The following is a 21,213-nucleotide window of genomic DNA, read 5'->3' as shown; positions in this document are numbered from 1 at the left end:
CGTTGCCACTTTCGGGCTGGCCGGAGGAGACGTAAAGCGTCCTGCTCCCGCCTGAGTTCCTCTTAATAGTGTAGGAACTAAAAGGGCAACGTGTGCCGCAAACGGAGTTTCGACGTGCAGTGTGGTTCGCTTTACCACTTTCAGGAGAGAGCTGTATGAAAAAGGACTGGCATCAGGCAGACATCATCGCTGCGATTAAAAAGACGGGCACAACCATGTCCGCCGTTTCCCGCCACGCCGGGCTGAGTTCCACCACGCTGTCGAATGCTTTGACGCGCAGGTGGCCTAAAGGCGAAAGGTTGATTGCGGAAGCCATCGGCGTCAAAGCCGAAATCATCTGGCCGAGCCGTTACAGTTAAAGGAAATGCGGCTGACGGCACAAACCGAAATATCCCTGGTTTGGTTTTTTGGGGAGTGAGGGTAGAACGAGGGTTCGATTCAGAAAGGGTGCTGAGCAAGACGGCGTTTTCAACCGCCCGTCTTTCAGGCTTTTTCCTGTTCAACGGGGGCCGGGCCACGGAATGCCCGGCGCCATTCACTTGGGCTGATGCCGAATCTGGCCTTGAAACTCTGGCGGAAGGAGACCGGCGACTGAAAACCGGTCATGTCGGCCACGCTTTCAATACTGCTGTTCGTGGTTTCGAGCAGCTCCTGGCTTCTCTGAAGACGCTCGGCGTTCAGCCATTCTCCCAGCGTGGTGCCGGTTGCTTTGAGAAAATGACGGGTCAGCGTCCGCCTGCTCATGCTGACAAAGCCTGCCAGTGAATCGAGATCGTGAGGCTTGTTCAGATTGCGCCGCAGGTACTCTATCAGCTCGTTCATTTTGCCGTCCCGCGTAGAAACCGGGACCGGACGTTCAATAAACTGCGCCTGACCGCCTTCGCGGTAGGGAGGAACGACCATTCTTCGTGCCACCCGGTTAGCCACCGCGGAACCATAATGTTCACGGATAATGTTCAGGCAGCAGTCAATACCGGCGGCGGTTCCGGCAGAGGTAATAAGACGGTCATCCGTGGTGTACAGCGAGTTGCAGTCCAGATGAACGGCAGGGAAACGCCCGATGAAATCCTGTTCATACTCCCAGTGCGTGGCGGCACGGTGTTTATCAAGCAGGCCGGAATAAGCCAGTACGTAAGCGCCAAGACACAGCCCCACCACTTCAGCGCCGCGCTGCCATGCCTTTATCAGGGCATCGAGCAATGCCTGAGAAGGGCGTTCTTCCGGGTGACGCCAGAAAGGCACGATAACAATGTCTGCCACGTCCAGTAGCTCAAGGCCATGTTTTACATTCATGGACAGGCCAATATCAGACAGGACAATGCCCGGTTGTTCAGCACAGATTTCGAGGCAGAAAAGATCCGGCTGCGGCATAGACTGCCCGAAAATAATGCAGGGCACTGAAAAGTGAAACGGGCTGAATCCGGCCGTGGCAATCACGGCAACTGTCAGTGCAGACATAGCGTTAACCTTTGCGTAAATGAAAACCACCGGATGACCGGTGGCGAAAATGCTGATATTGGCTGACCAAAGGATAACAGCTGAACGGTCGCCATGGCGTTTTTCCCCTCAGTCAGGCGCAATGATCTGTCAGAAAACCAGTGTGTCACCGTCAGCAGGAATAAGAACCTTGTCCCCAATATTGTGCTCCAGGGAGAACGCTCTCAGCTCTGCACGGGTCAGAAGACAATGGTTAATCGATTCCATGTGAGACGCGACGATGGTCGCCGTCGGCAGCATGTTAAGCGTGCGCAGCGCATCCTCTTTGCCCATGATAATCGGGCCGTAAAGATCGTTAACCGCATAGCCGATGTTGAGCACCACAATCTCCGGCCTGAAGCGTTGCAGGCTTTTGGCATAAGGTTTTACCCAGACGGTATCCCCTGCGATATAAAGCGTTTTCTCTTTGTGGTGGGTAAAGACCAACCCGCACGCATCCCCCAGAAACTCACCCCATTGAGCATCAGCGTACAGTTCATTACTGCCGTGCTGACCGTCAGTTTTATAAATCGTCAGGCCATCAACGAAATGATTTTCATCATTCAGAACACGGATGTTAAGAAAGCCCTGAGAACGGACCAGCGCCGCGTCGCGCTCATCCTGCGTGTAAATAAGCATGTCCTTTGGAACGGCCTGCTGGGCCGCTTCATCCCAGTGGTCGGTATGGGTATGGGTCAGGATAACGGCATCAACGGCCAGCAAATCCTCAACGGCCACGGGCAAAGACACCATAGGATTACGCAGGTGTGGGCGCGCATTCCCCGCAAAACCCTCCCAGGCTTCTTTTTCTGCCAGCATCGGGTCGATAAGGAATTTTTTACCGGCATATTCCAGTACCAGAGTGGCGTTGCGGATTTGCGTTAATTTCATTGATTGCTCCTGTGATTCATCTGACGTTGAGGCTGAGCCACCGTCGTTGCGGGGCTTCGGAGGGATTTACTATAAGAGGAGGGAGGGGCTGGCTGTGACATGCCCACAGGTCATTCGTCGATGAAATCAGGTCAATCGTAAGGGGAAATGTGTTACCGGCACAATGCCGCAGCCAGAGGGCCGGTTTAAACGTCATCAGGGGGCGGTGTTGTTGCGTTGCGCTTTTCGCGTGCAATCAATGTCTGGCAGGGAGTGTGGTGAAGTGAAAGACGAGGGGAGTGTTGAGGGGAAAGTGTTCCCCCCGACTCTGTTTCAGTCTACACGGAGATCTTACGGACACTTTGTCCTGTCACCGTTTCCAGACCGTTTGCACCGTAGAATTTCTGCGACTGGCTGGCGTTGAGGATCGCCAGAGCTTCGGTGTTGTAGTCGATCTGTTTACCCAGCAGTAATCCATTGTGCCGGTTGATCTGACTCAGATTGGTGGTCATCTGCACCACCTGCTTCCACATCGCAGTGATTTCTGGCTGACGTGAGTAGGGGGCGGATTGTTTCAGGCGTTCGTCGTGCTGACGACGTTGTTTATCAAGATAGTCTACCGTGGCCAGTAATGAGCTTTTCTGCTCGGTAATGTGTTGCAGGGCCGCTCCGTTAACGCGGCCTGAGCACAGTATCGTTTGTTCGTGATTAATCACTTGATCCAGCGCCTGCAACGTTTCAACCAGGGTAGTCATGGTCTTGATAAAGTTCTTCATCGGGCCTAATTACCTTTCAACTTAAAAATCTTTGAGATAATCCTGTGTATCTTGCAACAGCGCATCGGCAATTTTGCCTGTGTCCATTGTCAGTTTACCATCACGGATCGCCTGCTTAAGCTCGTCTACACGGGCTGAATTGATATCTTGCGCGCTTGACTGCGTCAGCGAGGTTTGTGCTTCGCTGAGGGTCACTGCGGTACCGCTGGTTTTGGTGCCTGAAACGGTTTCTTCTTTACGCGTATTCTGCACGGCGTTTTCAGAAGGGTCGCGTTGCTGGATCGGGCTGAGAGGCGACACGCCTTGAGTACGATCAATAGCCATAATTTTTTCTCCGGTAATTGCCTGTTCTGCCACGTTTATTCACTTCACAGGCCGATGAGGCAGGCTTGTGTGTAACACGAGGCGGTCAGGGCAACAGTAGGGTCTTACCCTAAAAATGCCGTCGTGTGACGACTCTGATACGTGTGTTATCGACATGTGGCGCAATAACTTTAACCTTATTGCCGAAAAAGTGACAATTTATCACTAAATCTCCACGGTGACAGACCCGTCTGAACCCACAGTACCATTGACGATCACCCCTGACGGCATTCTGATCCGGACTGATTCATTCGCTGCGGCATTGTTCATCGCTTTACCGGCGCTGGATACGTTAAACCCGCTGCCTGTTGCCTGAACCTGTACCTCCTGCCCGGCGTGCACCATCCACGGACGGCGCAGCATCGAGAGCGTCAGCGGCTGGCCGATGTTGATGTTACGCAGGGTTACGCCGTTCAGCGCCAGTTTGCTGTCTAAAACTGCTTTCGGCGGCAGAAGATCCAGCCGTCCGGTCTTTTGCTGCATATCTGCTTCTGCCAGGTGCGCGCCGGCAGGCACGTTTTTGGCCGCCACCCAATAGGTTCCGCTCACCTGCACTTTGGTCTGTACGTAACTTTTTTTGCCATTGCAGTTCACCGCCACCGACACGTTGCCCCAGGTGCGGCTGTTCGGCGAAAGCATAAACTGCGGCGCGAGGCACTGCGGCTGCCGCGCGGCGGGCGTCGTCACCACCACAGTCACCTGCATTCCGCTTTCACTGTATTGCTGGCGGAAAAACTGCTGGATTTGCGACGTCAGCAAGGTGTCGCTGTTGGCTGAAACAGGGGCGCTTCTCACCGGTGCCGTCTGGGCAATGCTCATTTCACCGGACAGTGCCCCGAGAAGGATGCAACCCAGCGTGATACCCGTATGACGCAATGTCAGCCTGTTCATTCGCGATTCATCCTGATGGCAAAAAGTCTACTGGCGACAAGTCTACCCGCACTTTTCAATTCCTAAAGGGACAAATAGCGCCCGATTTTATGCTTATTCAGACGATAGGTTATTGACACCCGCAATTATGCTGTCCGCTCCAAAATCTCATTTGCGGAGGGCGCATGCTCGACAAATTGAACGCCGCACTACAGTTCCAACAGGAAGCGCTCAACCTGCGCGCCCAGCGGCAAGAAATACTTTCAGCCAATATCGCCAACGCCGATACCCCAGGTTATCAGGCGCGCGATATCGATTTCGCCAGTCAGTTACAGAAAGTGATGGAGCAGGGCCGCGCCAGTGGCAGCGGTATGTCTTTGTCACTGACCTCTGACCGCCACATTCCGGCATCGAACGTCCAGGCAGCCGATATGGATTTGATGTACCGGATCCCGGATCAACCTTCAGCGGACGGTAACACAGTCGATATGGACCGTGAACGTACCAACTTCGCCGATAACAGCGTGCGCTATCAGACCGATTTGACCGTCCTCGGCGGACAGGTCAAAGGAATGATGTCGGTGCTGCAAGGATAATTGCTCATGTCGATGCTTGGTATTTTTGATATCGCCGGTTCTGCGCTGGCTGCGCAGTCTCAGCGTCTGAACGTCAGCGCCAGTAACATGGCCAACGCCGACAGTGTCACCGGCCCTGATGGTCAGCCTTACAAGGCAAAACAGGTGGTCTTTCAGGTGGATGCTGCACCTGGACAGGAAACCGGTGGGGTGAAAGTGGCGCAGATCGTTGATGATCCTGCGCCGATGCGCATGGTGTACGAGCCGGGTAATCCGATGGCGGATGCCAAGGGTTACGTGCAGATGCCAAACGTAGATGTGGTCAGCGAAATGGTCAACACCATCTCCGCTTCCCGCAGTTATCAGGCCAACGTCGAGGTGCTCAATACCACCAAGTCGTTGATGATGAAAACTCTGACTCTGGGTCAATAGCGGAGCGCACCATGGCAATTACCACGTCGATTAACGACACCACGGATAACACCATCGCGGCCACCGCTGCGACGTCCACCACGGGAAGCTCGGCTGACGATCTCTCCAGCAGTTTTCTGACCCTGTTAGTGGCTCAGCTGAAAAACCAGGATCCCACCAATCCGATGGATAACAGCCAGCTGACCACCCAGTTAGCGCAAATCAGCACCGTGAGCGGCATTGAAAAACTGAACACGACGCTGGGCAGCATTTCCGGGCAAATCACCAACGGCACCTCAGTTCAGGCAAGTTCGCTGATCGGCCACGGAGTGATGGTTTCCGGCAGCACTATTTTGGTCGGCAGCGACACCGACGGCACCGTCAGCACCACGCCATTTGGCCTGGAGCTGGAAAGCGCATCAGACAACGTGACCGCCACCATTACCGATTCTACGGGCAAAGCCGTGAAGACCATCAGCCTGGGTTCCCAGACTGCCGGTGTCCACAGCTACACCTGGGATGGCACGCAGGACGACGGCACCAAAGCCCCGAACGGCAGCTATTCCTTCAGCATCAATGCGCTGAATAACAATCAGCAAATGGTGGCAACACCGCTGAACTATGCACTGGTCAACGGCGTGATCAACAGCAAGACCGGCACCTCGCTGGATCTCGGTGTACGCGGAACGACGACAGTCGATCAGGTAAGACAGATTTTGTAATCGTTTTGCTCCTCCCTCTGCAAAGGGGGAGGCGGGGAGTGTGTATTGCGGGTCGCGCCTGCGCAGCCGTGATACCGCCCCCCAACCCTCGCCGTTGCCGGAGAGGGAGCCAAAGACGCCTCTTCGCAGGGGAGGAGCTAAAGATGCATAAACACTACACAGTAAACTGGAGCTAACATGAGCTTTTCACAAGCAGTCAGCGGCCTGAGCGCAGCATCGTCCAACCTGGACGTGATCGGTAACAACATCGCCAACTCCGCGACCGTGGGTTTCAAAACCGCGACCGCTTCTTTTGCCGATATGTTCGCCGGTTCACAAACGGGGATGGGCGTTAAAGTCGCCGCAGTCACACAGAATTTCAATGACGGTACCACCACCACAACGTCCCGTGGTCTGGACGTTGCACTGAGCGGAAACGGGTTCTTCCGTCTGGCCGACAGCAGCGGCACCGTGTATTACTCGCGTAACGGCCAGCTGTCTCTCGACGCTAACCGTAATCTGGTGAACATGCAGGGTCTGAGCGTGACCGGTTATCCGGCCACCGGCACACCGCCGACTATCGCGGCCGGTGCGCAACCTGTTGCCCTGAGCGTGCCAACCACCATGATGAGCGCCAAATCGACCGTGGGTGGCACAATGGTAGCCAACCTGAACTCAACGGATACCGCGCCGAAAACAGCCACATTCAACAGCAGCGATGACACCAGCTACAACTACGTCAACAGCATCACGACGTATGACTCACTGGGTAACGCGCACGATAACAACGTCTACTTCGTGAAGTCGGCCACCCTGGCGAACAGCTGGGATGTCTACTCGCAGGACGGCAGCGTGGCAGGTTCAACCGCCGCCAAAATCGGCTCTCTGAACTTCACCACCAGCGGCGCACTGACCAGCACCAGCTCCGCCACAGGCGCTGCGCAAACCGGTCTGACCCTGACCTTACCGATGAACACCGCCACCAACGGCGCGGTCCCCGGCCAGACCGTTGCACTGGACTTCACCGGCAGTATCCAGCAGAGCACCGGCAGCAACAGCATCGGTTCCCTGACGCAGGATGGTTATGCCGCAGGCCAGATGACCGGTTACACCATCAATAACGACGGCACCATCACCGGCACTTACTCCAACCAGAAAACGCAGTTACTCGGCCAGATCGTGCTGAGCTCCTTCTCTAACCCGGAAGGCCTGAAATCTGAAGGCGATAACGTCTGGACTGCAACCTCCTCTTCCGGTCAGCCCGTAAACGGCATCGCCAGCGAAGGCGGTTTCGCCAGCATCACCAGTGGCGCGCTGGAATCTTCCAACGTCGATCTGAGTGCCGAACTGGTGAACATGATCGTTGCTCAGCGTAACTATCAGTCGAATGCGCAAACCATCAAAACTCAGGACTCCATCCTGAACACGCTGGTTAACCTGCGCTAACGCGCGATAAAACTCGATAGGGCAGCACTATGGATCACGCTATCTACACCGCGATGGGCGCAGCCAGCCAGACGCTGGTTCAGCAATCGGTCACGTCAAGTAACCTGGCAAACGCCTCGACGCCGGGATTTCGCGCGCAGCTTTTAGCGATGCGCGCGGTACCGGTGGATGGCCAAAGTCTGGACACCCGCACACTGGTCACCGCGTCCACGCCGGGCGCAGACATGTCGCAGGGGAAACTTAACTACACGGGCCGTCCGCTGGATGTTGCCTTACAGCAGGACGGTTTCCTCGCGGTGCAGATGCCTGATGGCTCTGAAGCCTATACCCGTAACGGTGACATGCAGGTGTCTCCCACTAACCAGCTGACCGTTCAGGGTCATCCGGTGATGGGCGACAACGGGCCGATTGAAGTGCCGCCCAACTCGCAGCTGACCATCTCTGCGGACGGCACCATTGCCGTGCTGGAAGCCGGCGCTGATCCCAACACCATGGGGCAGCTCGGTAAACTGAAACTGGTAAAAGCCACCGGGAGCGAAGTGACGCGAGGCGATGACGGCATGTTCCGTCTGACGCCGGAAACGGCACAGGCCCGTGGGAATGCGCTTGCCGCCGACCCGACCATTCACGTGATGCCCGGAACCCTTGAAGGCAGCAACGTGAAACCGGTCGAAACCATGGTTGACATGATCGCCAACGCCCGTCGCTTTGAGATGCAGATGAAAGTCATCCACAGCGTCGATGAAAATGAACAACGCGCCAATAATCTGCTGTCACTGACCTGATGATGGCAGAGGAGTAACGACATGATCCCATCGCTTTATATCGCGAAAACCGGTCTGGATGCACAGCAGACCAATATGGACGTCATCGCCAACAACCTGGCGAACGTCAGCACCAACGGCTTTAAACGCCAGCGTGCGGTTTTTGAAGATTTGCTGTACCAGACAATCCGCCAGCCGGGCGCGCAGTCGTCTGAACAGACGAACCTGCCTTCCGGTTTGCAGATCGGTACCGGTGTTCGCCCTGTCTCCACTGAACGCCTGTTCTCGCAGGGCAACCTGTCGCAGACCAGCAACAGTAAAGATATCGCCGTAAAAGGTGAGGGCTTCTTCCAGGTCCAGCTGCCTGACGGCACCACCGCCTATACCCGTGACGGTTCTTTCCAGGTGGATCAGAACGGTCAGCTGGTGACATCCAGCGGCTATCAGGTCATTCCTGCGATCACCATCCCGACTAACGCGCTCAGCATGACCGTTGGCCGTGACGGGATCGTCAGCGTCACCCAGCAGGGGCAGACGGCGGCCCAGCAGGTCGGTCAGTTGACGCTGAGCACCTTTATCAACAACAGCGGCCTGGAATCTATGGGTGAAAACCTGTACCAGGAAACCCAAAGCTCCGGCGCGCCGACAGAAAGCACGCCGGGTCTGAACGGCGCTGGCCTGTTGTATCAGGGCTATGTTGAAACCTCGAACGTTAACGTGGCGGAAGAACTGGTCAACATGATCCAGACGCAACGTGCGTACGAAATCAACAGTAAAGCGGTGTCCACATCGGACGAAATGCTGCAGAAACTTTCGCAGCTGTAATCTTTGCCGCCCTTACCGGCATTCTGCGGTCAGGGCGGGAAAAACAAGAGGACAGGGGCGGAAACGTGCCTGTCCTGTACGGTTTCTGATTCCTGTCAGGTCGATTTTTTTAAGGCGATAACTGTGGTGACCAAAAAAATAACGTCGGTAAAGACTTCTCTTGTAAACCGACCAGGCAAGCTGGCGCTGCCGCTGTTAGTGACGTTACTGGCGAACGGTTGCGCGTATTTTCCGCATACCCCGCTGGTCCCTGGCACAACCACAGCTCAGCCTGCGCCAGCCGCACCGCCGGTTCCTAACGGTTCGATTTTCCAGTCAGTTCAGCCGATGAACTACGGTTATCAGCCTTTGTTCGAAGACCGTCGTCCGCGCAATATCGGCGATACCCTGACCATTGTGTTGCAGGAAAACGTCAGTGCGAGCAAAAGCTCCTCGGCCAACGCCAGCCGCAACGGCTCCACCAAGTTTGGCTTTGATACCACACCGCGTTATCTGGAAGGCCTGTTCGGCAACGCCCGTGCGGCGGTGGATACCTCCGGCGATAACACCTTTGCAGGCAAAGGCGGCGCAGCGGCCAATAACAGCTTCACCGGCACATTGACCGTGACCGTCAGCGAAGTGCTGGCAAACGGCAACCTGAAAGTGGTCGGTGAGAAACAAATCGAAATTAATCAGGGAACCGAGTTCATCCGGTTCTCCGGTGTCGTCAACCCGCGCACCATCAGCGGCGCGAATGCGGTTATCTCCACACAGGTGGCGGATGCGCGTATCGAGTACGTGGGCAATGGCTACATCAATGAAGCGCAGAACATGGGCTGGTTGCAGCGGTTCTTCCTAAACTTATCGCCGTTATAACGAGGCAATCATGCGAAAAATTCTTTCCGGTATCTTCTGTCTGGCGATGTCCGCCCTGGTGATACTGCCCGCATCAGCCGATCGTATTCGTGATTTGACCACGGTACAGGGCGTGCGTGATAACGCCCTGATCGGCTACGGTTTAGTTGTCGGTCTTGACGGTACCGGTGACCAGACCACCCAGACGCCTTTCACCACCCAAACGCTGACCAACATGCTCTCGCAGCTGGGGATAACCGTTCCCGCTGGCACTAACATGCAGCTGAAAAACGTTGCCGCGGTGATGGTAACCGCCAAGATGCCACCGTTCTCCCGCGCCGGTCAGGCCATCGACGTGGTGGTGTCCTCCATGGGTAACGCCAAAAGTATTCGCGGCGGCACCCTGCTGATGACCCCGATGAAAGGGGTGGATAATCAGGTTTACGCACTGGCGCAGGGTAACGTGCTGGTCGGCGGTGCCGGGGCTTCTGCCGGGGGCAGCAGCGTGACGGTTAACCAGGTGTCCGGCGGACGTATCACCGGCGGCGCCACCATTGAACGCGAACTGCCAAGCACCTTCGGCACCGAAGGCGTGATCAGTCTGCAACTCAATGACGAAGATTTTAATCTGGCGCAGCAAGTCAGCGATGCCATCAACCGTCAGGGAATGGGCGTGGCCTCTGCGCTGGATTCTCGCAATATTCAGATTGTGGTGCCGCGCGGCAATGTCTCGCAGGTGCGCATTCTGGCGCAGATTCAGAACATTGAAGTCAACGTCGGGCCGATGGATGCGAAAGTGATCATCAACTCCCGTACCGGCTCGGTGGTAATGAACCGTGACGTGACGCTGGACAGCTGTGCCGTCGCGCAGGGTAACCTTTCCGTGGTGGTGGATCGCCAGAACGACGTCAGCCAGCCGAATACGCCATTCGGTGGCGGTCAGACGGTGGTGACGCCAAACACCAATATTTCGGTGCGTCAGTCCGGCGGCTCAATCCAGCAGGTGCGTTCGAGCGCCAGCCTGAATAACGTGGTGCGTACCCTGAACGCGTTAGGCGCGACGCCTATCGATCTGATGTCTATTTTGCAGGCCATGAAAACAGCCGGTTGCCTGCGCGCTGATTTGGAAATTATCTGATGAGCGATCTGATGTCGATGTCCGGGGCCGCGTATGACGCGCAGTCCCTGAACAAACTGAAGCGGGATGTGGCGCAGGATCCTCAGGCGCACATCCGGGAAGTGGCGAAACAGTTTGAAGGGGTGTTCGTGCAGATGATGCTGAAAAGTATGCGTCAGGCCCTGCCCGAAGGCGGATTGCTCAGCAGTGAGCAAACCAAGCTTTATACATCGATGTACGATCAGCAAATTGCGCAGGACATGTCCAACAAAGGGTTGGGCATGGCAGACATGATGGTGGAACAGCTGAGCGGCGGCACCAAGCAACCCTCAGAGCTGGCGGGCACCGTGCCGATGGCGCTGGACAACGAAGTGCTGAAAACCCTGCCGATTCAGGCGATGGAACAGTACCTGCGTAAAGCCATCCCGACGGCACCTGACCGCACCACCAGCGGCGCGCCGTTGTCTCAGGGCAGCGGCCAGTTCGTCTCAAACCTGAGCATTCCGGCGCAGGTGGCCAGTAAAGACAGCGGCATCCCGCATCAGCTGATCATGGCGCAGGCCGCGCTGGAGTCCGGCTGGGGGCAACGTGAAATTCCCACCAGCGACGGCAAACGCAGCTTTAACCTGTTCGGCATCAAAGCCGGCAGCAGCTGGGACGGCCCGACCACCCACATCACCACCACCGAATATTCCAACGGTGTGGCGAAAAAAGTCCAGGCCAGCTTCCGCGTTTACGGCTCTTATGTGGAAGCCATCAGCGATTACATTAAATTGCTGACCAATAACCCGCGCTATGCGCAGGTCGCCTCGGCCAGCACGCCTGAACAGGCGGCACATGCGCTGCAAAAAGCGGGCTATGCCACAGACCCGAATTACGCCGACAAACTGGTGAGTGTTATCCAGAAAATCAAAGGCGCGGGCGAGCAGGCAGTGAAAGCCTACAGCCATGATCTCAAAGATATTTTCTGATATGCACGTTCTAAATGGCAACCTCCTCTCAGACCTGAAAAAAGTTTGAAAGCGGTTGCCATTTTTTTCTCAAGTTTTCGCAGTCGAAGCCGATAACCAGATCAATATGGGAAAAGGGCCAGCCCCCGACCCGAACCCTTTAATTATCCGGCGGTAAAATTTTACACCGGCAGCCAAAAGGTCACTCATGTCCAGTAGCTTAATCAATACCGCAATGAGCGGACTGAACGCAGCGCAGGCTGCGCTCAGCACCACCGGTAATAACATCGCTAACGTCAGTGTGGCCGGTTATAACCGCCAGACAACGATCATCAATCAAAGCAACGGCACCGCGACGGGCGCAGGCTATATCGGTAACGGCGTCACCGTCACCGGCATCAACCGCGAGTACAACGCCTTTGTGGTGACGCAGTTACTGGGTTCCAGCGCCACCAGCAGCGCGTTATCGACCCAACTGGGCCAGGCAAGCTCCATTGATGACTTGCTGGGTGACAGCTCAACGGGCATTGATGCCACCATGGCGACCTTCTTCAAGGGCCTGCAAACCCTGACCAGCAACGCCAGCGACAGCTCCGCGCGTCAGGCAGTGTTGGGCGAAGCACAAGGGCTGACCGCGCAGTTCAACAGTTCAGCAAAATACCTGAACGACATGAACACTGCCGTTAACCAGCAAATCTCGCAGAACGTTGACCAGATCAACACGTTCGCTTCGCAGATTGCCAAATTGAACACGCAGATCACCACCACGCGCGGCAGCACCGGGCAGGAGCCTAATGCGCTGCTCGATCAACGCGATCAGCTGGTCAGCAAGCTCAATGACATTACCGGTGTCACCGTCACGCAGCAGGATGGCGATACCTACAACGTCTCCTTTGCCAACGGCGTGCCACTGGTGAGCGGTGGAAATGCTAAAACTGTGGTGGCCGTCGCCTCCAGTGCAGATCCGACCAAAATGACCGTGGGCATGACGCAGCCGGATGGCTCCGTGTCACAGATTCAGGAAAGCCGCATGACCACCGGTTCTCTCGGTGGCGCGTTGTCTTTCCGCAAAGATAACCTGGAACCGGCCATCAACCAGTTAGGCCAGTTAGCGCTGACGATGGCTGACAGCTTCAACACCACCAACAAAGCCGGTTTCGACCTCAATGGCACCCAGGGCACGGATTTCTTCACCTTCACCGGCGCGACCACGGTAGGCAACACCAAAAACCAGGGTACGGCGGATGTGAGCGTGGCCTACACCGACACGTCAGCGGTTAAAGCCAGCGATTACACCATGGCTTATAACGGCAGCAGCTGGGATGTGACCCGCGTTTCCGACGGGGCGAAAATCACGCCGACCACTGGCCCGAATGACAGCAACGGTAACCCGACGATGGAATTCGACGGCCTGTCCGTTTCTGTCAGCGGCACCCCGTCAACCAAAGACAGTTTCACCATCAAAACGGTGAGTAATGTGGCGGGCAGTGTGAATGTCGCGATCAGCGATTCTTCACTGATCGCCGCTGCGGGCTCAGCAGACACCGGCGTCAGCGATAACACCAACGCGCAGAAAATGCTGAATCTGCAAACTGCCAAACTGGTGGAAGGTAAATCAACCTTGTCCGGCGCGTATGCCAGCCTGGTCAGCAACGTGGGGAACCAGGTCAGCACACTGACTACCACCAACACCGCGCAGGCCAACATTGTGACCCAGCTGACCGCACAGCAGCAGTCTATCTCCGGGGTTAACCTCGATGAGGAATACGGCGATCTGCAACGTTACCAGCAATATTATCTGGCGAACGCGCAGGTCGTGCAGACGGCTTCGACGATTTTCGACGCGATCATCAACCTTCGCTGATACCGCCGCCTCAGGCCGCTGGTGTTTAGAACGTATTATTTGAACTGATAAGGAACTGATGCCATGCGCCTTAGTACCAATATGATTTATCAACAAAACATGGATGCGGTTCTGGATGGTCAGAACCGTTTTCAGGCCACCGGTTTACAGCTGTCTACCGGTTCTAAAGTGAGCAAGCCTTCGGACGATCCGCTGGCGGCATCGCAGGCCGTTTTGGTTCGTCAGGCTTCGGCTGAAAACAAACAGTTTTCGGTGGCGCGCACTTTCGCTAATCAGAGCATGAGTCAGGAAGAATCGATTCTCTCCAGCGTGACCAGCACGATTCAGGACGCGCAGACGCTGATCGTTCAGGCCGGTGACGGCTCGTTAAGCGATGATGACCGTTCTTCTCTGGCGACCAAACTCGAAAGCCTGAAGTCTCAGCTGCTCAACATGTCGAACAGCACCGACGGTAATGGCCGCTATATTTTTGCCGGTTATAAGAGTGATACACCGCCGTTTACGCAAGATGCGACCACGGGTGCGGTGTCTTATTCGGGCGGCACGACGGCCATCACTCAGCAGGTGGATGCCAGCCGTACCATGACCATCAACCACACCGGTAATGAAGTTTTCCAGACCCTGACCGGTGATGCGAAAGCGGAACCTAACGGCGACCCCAGCGAAACCGATATCTTCAAAACCATTGATGGTGCGCTGAAAGCCCTGAAAACGCCGTCTGCGGATTACACCACCGACACCGAGTACACGGACGCGATTGGTAAAGCCAACCGTGGCCTGAGCAACTCGCTGAACAATGTGTTGTCTGTGCGTTCAGAGCTGGGTACGCAGATGAGTGAGCTGGACACGCTGGATACGCTCGGTGATAACCGTGAAGTGACCAACGCCAGCAAGCTGAGTGATTTGGTGGACACTGACTGGACGTCAGCAATTTCGACTTATACGCTGCAGCAGGTTGCACTTCAGGCGTCATATAAGACGTACAGCACCATGCAGGGCATGTCACTGTTTCAGATGAATTCGTAATCCCTCCTGCGCGGCTTCGCGCAAGACATCTCCTCTTCGTTATCGACTGCCTGCCCGTTTTAACGCGGGCAGGCAGGCTCTTTTCTGACTGTACTTAAACCGGGTACTTTCAGTTTTGTATGTCACTTTTTCTAAGGTTGAAGTGACATACTCTTTTTCCTCGTCGTGCCTCTGGTCAGCTCATCCAAACAACGCTAGCAGTACCGGGAACAGGAACGGGGCGAGCAGGGAAGTGATAATCCCGCAAATCACCAGTGCCAGTGAGCTGAACGCGCCTTCCTGATAATCCATTTCCGCACAGCGTGCAGTGCCGAGTGCGTGCGACGCAGTACCCATCGCCAGGCCGCGCGACGCCTTAGTGGTGATCTTCAGCAGATTCAAAATACTGTGGCCGAAAACGGCGCCGAGGATCCCGACGAATATCACGCACACGGCGCTGATAGCAGGAATACCGTTGATGGATTGCGCTGTCGCCATCGCAATCGGCGTGGTGACGGATTTCGGTAATACCGATGCGGCGATCTGCGGTGTTGCCCCCATCCACAAGGCAATGGCGGTACCGGTAACCATCGCCACCACGCTGCCGATAAAGCAGATGCTGATAATGGATTTCCAGCGCGCGCGGATCTGGTGGAGCTGTTCGTACAGCGGAAACGCCAGTGCCACCACGGCGGGTTGCAGCAAATCATTAAGGATCTTGCTGCCCGCAAAATAGCGTGCGTAAGGGATGTTGGTCACCAGCAGCAAAGGAATAATCACCACCATCGACATCAGCAACGGGTTAAGCAGCGGCATTTTGAGCCTGATCGCCAGTTTGCGGGTGGCGAAAAAGACCAGCAGCGTCAGCGGCAAAGACCACAGAATATCAATCATTTTTTTCCTCCGCGCTTTCCTTAATTGTCCCGCGATCGCCGTGAATATAGTGGGAGCAATAGGCCACCACCAGCAGCACCACCAGCGTACTCACCAGGCAAGACACCACCAGCGGACCGAACTGCGTACGCAACTGCTCGTAATAATTCATCACCCCGACGCCGATAGGAACGAACAACAACGCCATGTAGCGGATCAGCACGTTGCAGCCGGGTTTGACCCATTTAAACGGCAGAATTTGTGTTGAGAGCAGGCAAAACAAAATCAGCATCCCGATAATGCTGCCGGGGATAGTGAGAGGCAAAAGAGAGGAAATGGCGTTACCGGCGAATAAACACAGGTAAATCAGAATAAACGCCCGAATATATTGAAATGCCAGAGAGACTGCGTTGCTCATGGTGTTTCACCCAGTTGAATGATGCATTCATCATACAATTAAGATGTGATCTGTGCCACATAACTCAGTATGAAATTTAGGAATGAAGTGTATTCCAAATGGGGGCGTCTTGGCGCGGGGAAAGTGAGGCAGGGAGAGGGAGGGGTTTAAATTCAACTTCAACTTCAAGGTCAAGACCGTGGGTTGCCACCCACACCGGCCTTAGGGGTGGCTTATCGCCGCCACCCCTAAGAACCCCGGGCTCTTTTCACTGCGCGCTGCCGCTGGCAGGATATATTCCAGCGGCTCCGGCTATTGCCGCAAACGCCGCCGCTGCGCGGTGCTCTCATTTCAGGTTCGGACCCGCTCGGAAAAACCCCCTCGCGGTTTCTCACCGTTCATTCGACGTCGTTTTGAGTGCGGCCAAAGGCTATGTAAAACGAAGGTTTTTATCCTCCTCATGCGAAGTGGGAAGAGAAAAGCAAAATCAAATACATCGTTTCGATTTTAAAAATGCCATTGGCCGCGCTCAAAAATCACGCCGTAGGGAGTGGTGGAAAACCGCGCGTGTTTTTGCGCGGGTTGTAACCCGAGCGGAGGGCACCGCGCAGCGGCGGGATTTTGCGGCAATAGCCGGAGCCGCTGAAACATTGCCCGCGAGCGGCAGCGCGCAGTTAAAAAAACGCAGGATTGTTAAGGGGCGCGTTTACGCCCCTTAACCCGGTGTGGGCCGGCGCCCACGACCTTGACCTTGACCTTGACCTTGAAGAATTAGCTGAAGCCACTATCACATCAAGTCTTCAAGCCGCTTATACAACTCCCTGAATACCTCTCGGCGGGCGCCATACGCGGTATGTTTCTGCGCGTCGGGTTGATGCACCTGTTCAAGCGGGAGTTCCGGCAGGAAATGCTCCACCGGTTTGCCCGGATTTTCGGCGATTTGTGCCAGTCTTGCCGCGCCCAGCGCTGGCCCGACGTCGCCACCTGTGCGGTATTCCAGTGTCTGACCGCTGATATCCGCCAGCATTTGCCGCCAGTAAGGGCTGCGTGCGCCGCCGCCGATCAGCGTAATGCTTTTCGGCTTCAGGCCGGTGGCATGTAACACATCCATGCCGTCGGCGAGCGCGAAACCGACGCCTTCGAGAACCGCGCGGGCGATATCTGCCGGGCCGTGCTGGTGGGTCAGGCCGAAGAGGGTGCCTTTGGCATTCGGGTTATTGTGCGGGGTGCGTTCGCCGGAAAGATACGGCAGGAACCAGACCGGTGAATCTGCCGGTGGCGTGTTCTCTGCCAGCGCGATAAGTTCTGCAACAGAAGCCGTGCCGGTGAGGTTTGCGGCCCAGTCAAGACAGGAGGCGGCGCTGAGCATCACCGACATCAGATGCCAGGTGTCGGGTAGTGCATGACAGAAACTGTGAACTGCCTGCTGCGGATTACTCAGGAACCCGTCGCTGACCGCGAAATAGACGCCGGATGTACCGAGTGACAACATCGCTTGTCCGGTTTTATATAAACCGACGCCGACGGCACCTGCGGCATTATCCCCACCGCCTGCGATGACGGGCACGCAATCCATGCCCCAGCGTGCGGCCAGTTCTGGCAACAGCTGGCCGGTGATCTCATTGCCTTCAAACAGTGCAGGCATATGCTGACGCGTCAGGCCGGTGGCGGCGAGCATACTGTCGCTCCAGTCACGGTTGGCAACGTCAAGCCACATTGTGCCAGCGGCATCAGACATGTCGCTGGCAAAAACGCCGGTCATTAACAGACGCAGGTAATCTTTTGGCAGTAATACTTTGTCGATTTTGGCAAACAGGGCCGGTTCGTTTTCACGCAGCCAAAGCAGTTTTGGTGCGGTGAAGCCCGGCATCATCAGGTTGCCGGTGATACGGCGTGAATCAGGAACGGCGGCTTCCAGTTGCTGGCACTGGCTGAAACTGCGGCCATCATTCCAGAGAATGGCCGGACGCAGGACGTTTTGCCCGGCATCCAGTACGGTTGCGCCATGCATCTGCCCGGTGATCCCGATCGCTTTAACCTGTTTTAACGGGTGACGCGTCGAGAGTGCTGAAATGGCGTTGCCGGTGGCTGTCCACCAGTCGGCGGGATCTTGTTCTGACCATAACGGGTGCGGGCGGGAAAGGGTTAACGCCTCACTGTGGCTGGCAACCACCTGACCCTCTTCACTGAGTAAAATCACTTTAACGCCAGAGGTGCCGAGATCTATACCGAGATACATACCAGATTCCTTTTTATGTCAGTAGGGGGTAACCCATTCATGCCTGCATAAATAAATAACGCCCTGCGAACCGGAGGCAGGCAGGGCGTAAATCATTGCTTATGCATTAACCAAACAGATAACGGTTAACCAGATTTTCCAGACGTTCCTGCTGGCCGCTCTGGTGCTGAGGATTGATCTCATTTTGCTGCGCCATGCTGCTGAGGGATTCCAGGGACATCTTACCTTGCAGAATTTGCTGGCCCAGTTCGGTATTCCAGCCGGCGTAACGCTGCGCAACGTGTTTATCCAGTTCACGGCTTTCAATCATTCGTGCTGCCACTTTCAGCGCCAGCGCCATGGTGTCCATGCCGCCAATATGGCCGTAGAACAGATCATATTTATCGGTGCTTTGACGACGAACCTTAGAGTCAAAGTTCAGGCCGCCGGTGGTGAACCCGCCCGCTTTGATGATTTCATACATGACCAGCGCATTTTCTTCAACGCTGTTTGGGAACTGATCGGTATCCCAGCCACATTGCGGATCACCACGGTTAGCATCAACAGAACCAAAGATCCCCAGCGCAATCGCGTTCGCAATTTCATGATGGAATGAGTGACCGGCAAGCGTTGCGTGGTTTGCTTCGATGTTAACTTTGATCTCTTTTTCCAGACCGAATTGTTTAAGGAAGCCGTACACCGTCGCCACATCATAATCGTACTGATGTTTGGTTGGCTCCTGCGGTTTTGGTTCGATGAGCAGCGTGCCCTGGAAGCCGATTTTGTGTTTATGCTCAACCACCATCTGCATGAAGCGACCCAGTTGTTCGCGCTCCTGACGCAGATCGGTATTGAGCAGGGTTTCGTAACCTTCACGGCCGCCCCACAACACATAGTTTTCGCCGCCCAGTTTCTGGGTGGCATTCATGGCATTGACCACCTGAGTCGCGGCCCAGCTGTAGATTTCCGGGTTCGGGTTGGTCGCCGCACCGGCACCAAAGCGCGGGTTAGAGAAGCAGTTCGCCGTGCCCCACAGCAGTTTCACGCCGGTAGCTTCTTGTTTCTGTGCCAGAACGTCAGTCATTACCGCCAGGTTGTTAACGTATTCTTTCAGGGATGCGCCTTCCGGCGACACGTCCACGTCATGGAAGCAGTAATAAGGCACGTTCAGTTTTTTGAAGAATTCGAACGCTACATCGGCTTTGGCCTTGGCCAGTTCCAGTTCGTTACCCGGCTGCTGCCATGGGCGAACAAATGAGCCCGGGCCAAACATGTCGTTGCCGTTCCAGCAGAATGTGTGCCAGTAACAGGCTGCGAAACGCAGATGCTCAGCCATGGTTTTGCCGAGGATCACTTCTTCAGGATTGTAGTGACGAAATGCCAGCGGGTTAGTGCTGTTAGCACCTTCGTAGCGAACTGCATCCAGCTTGTCGAAATATGCGTGCATTGAAAAACTCCTTGAAAACGGGCCCAGCGGGACTGGGAGGCTGAGGCCCTATCTTCGGAGTTGTGACTTCTTCTAACAATTACGTTATTTCACACTCAATTTAATAGAATTATTAAATGTGCAGTAGATCGCATAATTAACCCCATTCATCTTGCTTTTCTCTGACTTTCGCGTGATGCCTCGATAATAAAATTACTAATCAGTGTCGAATTACAATCAAACCATGATCTTCATCAAACTTCCGGAAATAAACAAAAAATCATAACGCGGTGATTAAAATCTGCAATTGCCGATTAATTATCCAGCGACAACAATCCCTGTGTCATTTCTGTACGGTTTCTCTGTATCTGCCTCTTCTTATTCTTATAAAAGGTCTGAAAAATGAAAATGAATAAAATGATTCTTTCTGCCTGTGCTGCGTTGATATTGTTCAGCCAGACAGGCATGGCGAAAGAAATAAAAATAGGTATGGCGATTGATGACTTACGTTTAGAACGCTGGCAAAAAGACCGTGATATTTTTGTGGCTAAAGCCAAAACGCTGGGCGCCGATGTTTTTGTTCAGTCGGCAAACGGTAACGAAGAAACGCAGATGGCGCAGATCGAAAATATGATCAACCGCGGCGTCGATGTGCTGGTCATCATTCCTTATAACGGCGAAGTGCTGAGTAATGTTATCGCCGAAGCCAAGCGCGAAGGCATCAAAGTGCTGGCGTACGATCGCATGATCAACAACGCTGATATCGATTTTTACATCTCCTTTGATAACGAAAAAGTCGGGGAGTTGCAGGCTCAAAGCCTGGTGGAGCGCGTTCCTCAGGGCAATTACTTCCTGATGGGCGGCTCGCCGGTGGACAATAACGCCAAGCTGTTCCGCGCCGGGCAGATGAAAGTGTTAAATCCGCTGATCAAAGACGGAAAAATCAAAATCGTCGGTGACCAGTGGGCTGACGGGTGGTTGCCGGAAAATGCGCTGAAGATCATGGAAAATGCGCTGACCGCCAACAACAACAAAATTGATGCGGTGGTGGCGTCCAACGATGCCACTGCCGGCGGTGCGGTACAGGCCTTGTCTGCACAGGGGCTGGCGGGCAAAGTGGCGATTTCCGGTCAGGACGCCGATCTGGCGGCCATCAAACGTATCGAAGCCGGAACTCAAACCATGACGGTCTACAAACCGATCACCAAACTGGCCAATGATGCGGCAGAAATTGCCGTGCAGTTAGGTAAGGGCGAAGCACCTAAATCTAATGCCACTTTAAATAACGGGAAAAAAGAAGTGCCTTCATTTTTATTAACGCCTATTCCGGTAGATAAAAATAATATTGAAAGCACGGTAGTGGCTGACGGTTTCCATAAAAAATCAGATCTTTAATTTTTCAATATTATCTATGAAAACAACACCTCTAAGTCGGCGGTGTTGTTTTTATCA

22 protein-coding genes are annotated in these 21,213 nt (G+C 54.9%); 13 read left to right on the top strand and 9 right to left on the bottom strand.

Annotation, left to right across the window (positions count from 1 at the left end; translation table 11 throughout):
• The first annotated feature begins 155 nt into the window (after positions 1-155).
• Positions 156-359 carry a helix-turn-helix transcriptional regulator gene (locus ABSH60_RS01325; protein ID WP_056769729.1) on the top strand — a complete coding sequence of 68 codons (204 nt, stop codon included), beginning with the start codon at positions 156-158 and terminating at the stop codon, positions 357-359.
• Positions 360-483: 124 nt separating this feature from the next.
• Here the strand turns inward: ABSH60_RS01325 and ABSH60_RS01320 are convergent, their stop codons facing one another.
• The 5 genes from ABSH60_RS01320 to flgA all read right to left on the bottom strand — a co-directional run bounded on the left by ABSH60_RS01320 (position 484) and on the right by flgA (position 4,376).
• Positions 484-1,458 carry a helix-turn-helix domain-containing protein gene (locus ABSH60_RS01320; RefSeq protein ID WP_390972367.1) on the bottom strand — a complete coding sequence of 325 codons (975 nt, stop codon included), beginning with the start codon at positions 1,456-1,458 and terminating at the stop codon, positions 484-486.
• 129 nt (positions 1,459-1,587) lie between these two features.
• A complete protein-coding gene (locus tag ABSH60_RS01315; protein ID WP_056769733.1) occupies positions 1,588-2,367 on the bottom strand; it encodes an MBL fold metallo-hydrolase in 780 nt (259 codons plus the stop codon).
• 317 nt (positions 2,368-2,684) lie between these two features.
• Entirely contained in the window at positions 2,685-3,122 is a 438-nt protein-coding gene (locus tag ABSH60_RS01310) for a flagellar export chaperone FlgN (protein ID WP_390972365.1), read from the bottom strand.
• A gap of 21 nt (positions 3,123-3,143) precedes the next feature.
• Complete coding sequence (gene flgM, locus ABSH60_RS01305; RefSeq protein ID WP_056769736.1) at positions 3,144-3,446, bottom strand: flagellar biosynthesis anti-sigma factor FlgM; 303 nt, start codon at positions 3,444-3,446, stop codon at positions 3,144-3,146.
• Positions 3,447-3,650: 204 nt separating this feature from the next.
• Complete coding sequence (flgA, locus tag ABSH60_RS01300; RefSeq protein WP_217203899.1) at positions 3,651-4,376, bottom strand: flagellar basal body P-ring formation chaperone FlgA; 726 nt, start codon at positions 4,374-4,376, stop codon at positions 3,651-3,653.
• Positions 4,377-4,540: 164 nt separating this feature from the next.
• On the opposite strand from flgA, the gene flgB reads away from it, so the two are divergent.
• The 11 genes from flgB (at position 4,541) to flgL (ending at position 14,868) form a co-directional block, all read left to right on the top strand.
• Positions 4,541-4,951 (top strand): flagellar basal body rod protein FlgB, encoded by a 411-nt coding sequence (gene flgB / locus ABSH60_RS01295; protein WP_056769737.1) that lies wholly within the window; start codon positions 4,541-4,543, stop codon positions 4,949-4,951.
• Between the two features lie 6 nt (positions 4,952-4,957).
• The gene (flgC, locus tag ABSH60_RS01290) at positions 4,958-5,362 is read left to right on the top strand and encodes a flagellar basal body rod protein FlgC (RefSeq protein WP_056769739.1); all 405 of its coding nucleotides are present in this window, start codon (positions 4,958-4,960) and stop codon (positions 5,360-5,362) included.
• Between the two features lie 11 nt (positions 5,363-5,373).
• Positions 5,374-6,063, top strand: coding sequence for a flagellar hook assembly protein FlgD (gene flgD / locus ABSH60_RS01285; RefSeq protein WP_056769742.1), 690 nt, complete (start codon positions 5,374-5,376; stop codon positions 6,061-6,063).
• 177 nt (positions 6,064-6,240) lie between these two features.
• Positions 6,241-7,488, top strand: coding sequence for a flagellar hook protein FlgE (flgE, locus tag ABSH60_RS01280; RefSeq protein ID WP_122094997.1), 1,248 nt, complete (start codon positions 6,241-6,243; stop codon positions 7,486-7,488).
• Positions 7,489-7,517: 29 nt separating this feature from the next.
• The gene (locus tag ABSH60_RS01275; protein ID WP_056769745.1) at positions 7,518-8,273 is read left to right on the top strand and encodes a flagellar basal body rod protein FlgF; all 756 of its coding nucleotides are present in this window, start codon (positions 7,518-7,520) and stop codon (positions 8,271-8,273) included.
• A gap of 21 nt (positions 8,274-8,294) precedes the next feature.
• Positions 8,295-9,077 carry a flagellar basal-body rod protein FlgG gene (gene flgG / locus ABSH60_RS01270; protein ID WP_056769747.1) on the top strand — a complete coding sequence of 261 codons (783 nt, stop codon included), beginning with the start codon at positions 8,295-8,297 and terminating at the stop codon, positions 9,075-9,077.
• 138 nt (positions 9,078-9,215) lie between these two features.
• Positions 9,216-9,932: a flagellar basal body L-ring protein FlgH gene (locus ABSH60_RS01265; protein ID WP_122095614.1), complete on the top strand. Its 717-nt coding sequence runs from the start codon at positions 9,216-9,218 to the stop codon at positions 9,930-9,932.
• 10 nt (positions 9,933-9,942) lie between these two features.
• On the top strand, positions 9,943-11,049 hold the full coding sequence (locus ABSH60_RS01260; RefSeq protein WP_056769751.1) for a flagellar basal body P-ring protein FlgI: 1,107 nt from the start codon (positions 9,943-9,945) through the stop codon (positions 11,047-11,049).
• Positions 11,049-11,999: a flagellar assembly peptidoglycan hydrolase FlgJ gene (gene flgJ, locus ABSH60_RS01255; RefSeq protein WP_056769753.1), complete on the top strand. Its 951-nt coding sequence runs from the start codon at positions 11,049-11,051 to the stop codon at positions 11,997-11,999. Before ABSH60_RS01260 ends, flgJ begins: the two co-directional genes overlap by 1 nt.
• A 187-nt stretch (positions 12,000-12,186) precedes the next feature.
• Positions 12,187-13,842, top strand: coding sequence for a flagellar hook-associated protein FlgK (flgK, locus tag ABSH60_RS01250; RefSeq protein ID WP_056769754.1), 1,656 nt, complete (start codon positions 12,187-12,189; stop codon positions 13,840-13,842).
• A 63-nt stretch (positions 13,843-13,905) separates the two neighbouring features.
• Positions 13,906-14,868, top strand: coding sequence for a flagellar hook-associated protein FlgL (flgL, locus tag ABSH60_RS01245; protein WP_390972360.1), 963 nt, complete (start codon positions 13,906-13,908; stop codon positions 14,866-14,868).
• Positions 14,869-15,048: 180 nt separating this feature from the next.
• Here the strand turns inward: flgL and ABSH60_RS01240 are convergent, their stop codons facing one another.
• The 4 genes from ABSH60_RS01240 to xylA form a co-directional block, all read right to left on the bottom strand.
• Positions 15,049-15,741 carry a CidB/LrgB family autolysis modulator gene (locus tag ABSH60_RS01240; RefSeq protein ID WP_056769757.1) on the bottom strand — a complete coding sequence of 231 codons (693 nt, stop codon included), beginning with the start codon at positions 15,739-15,741 and terminating at the stop codon, positions 15,049-15,051.
• Complete coding sequence (locus ABSH60_RS01235) at positions 15,734-16,138, bottom strand: CidA/LrgA family protein (RefSeq protein ID WP_122095003.1); 405 nt, start codon at positions 16,136-16,138, stop codon at positions 15,734-15,736. The genes ABSH60_RS01240 and ABSH60_RS01235 overlap by 8 nt, the downstream gene beginning before the upstream one ends.
• Before the next feature lie 766 nt (positions 16,139-16,904).
• Positions 16,905-18,356: a xylulokinase gene (gene xylB, locus ABSH60_RS01230; protein ID WP_390972358.1), complete on the bottom strand. Its 1,452-nt coding sequence runs from the start codon at positions 18,354-18,356 to the stop codon at positions 16,905-16,907.
• Between the two features lie 106 nt (positions 18,357-18,462).
• Positions 18,463-19,782, bottom strand: a complete 1,320-nt coding sequence (xylA, locus tag ABSH60_RS01225) for a xylose isomerase (protein ID WP_056769763.1) — start codon at positions 19,780-19,782, stop codon at positions 18,463-18,465.
• A 381-nt stretch (positions 19,783-20,163) separates the two neighbouring features.
• Here xylA and xylF point away from each other — a divergent pair, with 381 nt between their 5' ends.
• On the top strand, positions 20,164-21,156 hold the full coding sequence (gene xylF / locus ABSH60_RS01220; RefSeq protein ID WP_056769764.1) for a D-xylose ABC transporter substrate-binding protein: 993 nt from the start codon (positions 20,164-20,166) through the stop codon (positions 21,154-21,156).
• The last annotated feature ends 57 nt before the right edge of the window (positions 21,157-21,213 follow it).

Source organism: Rahnella sp. R3(2024), assembly GCF_042920125.1.
In the GTDB taxonomy this organism is placed as follows: Bacteria; Pseudomonadota; Gammaproteobacteria; order Enterobacterales; family Enterobacteriaceae; genus Rahnella; species Rahnella rivi.
Note: the sequence above shows the minus strand (reverse complement) of the source record. Positions and strands in the feature narration are given on the sequence as shown.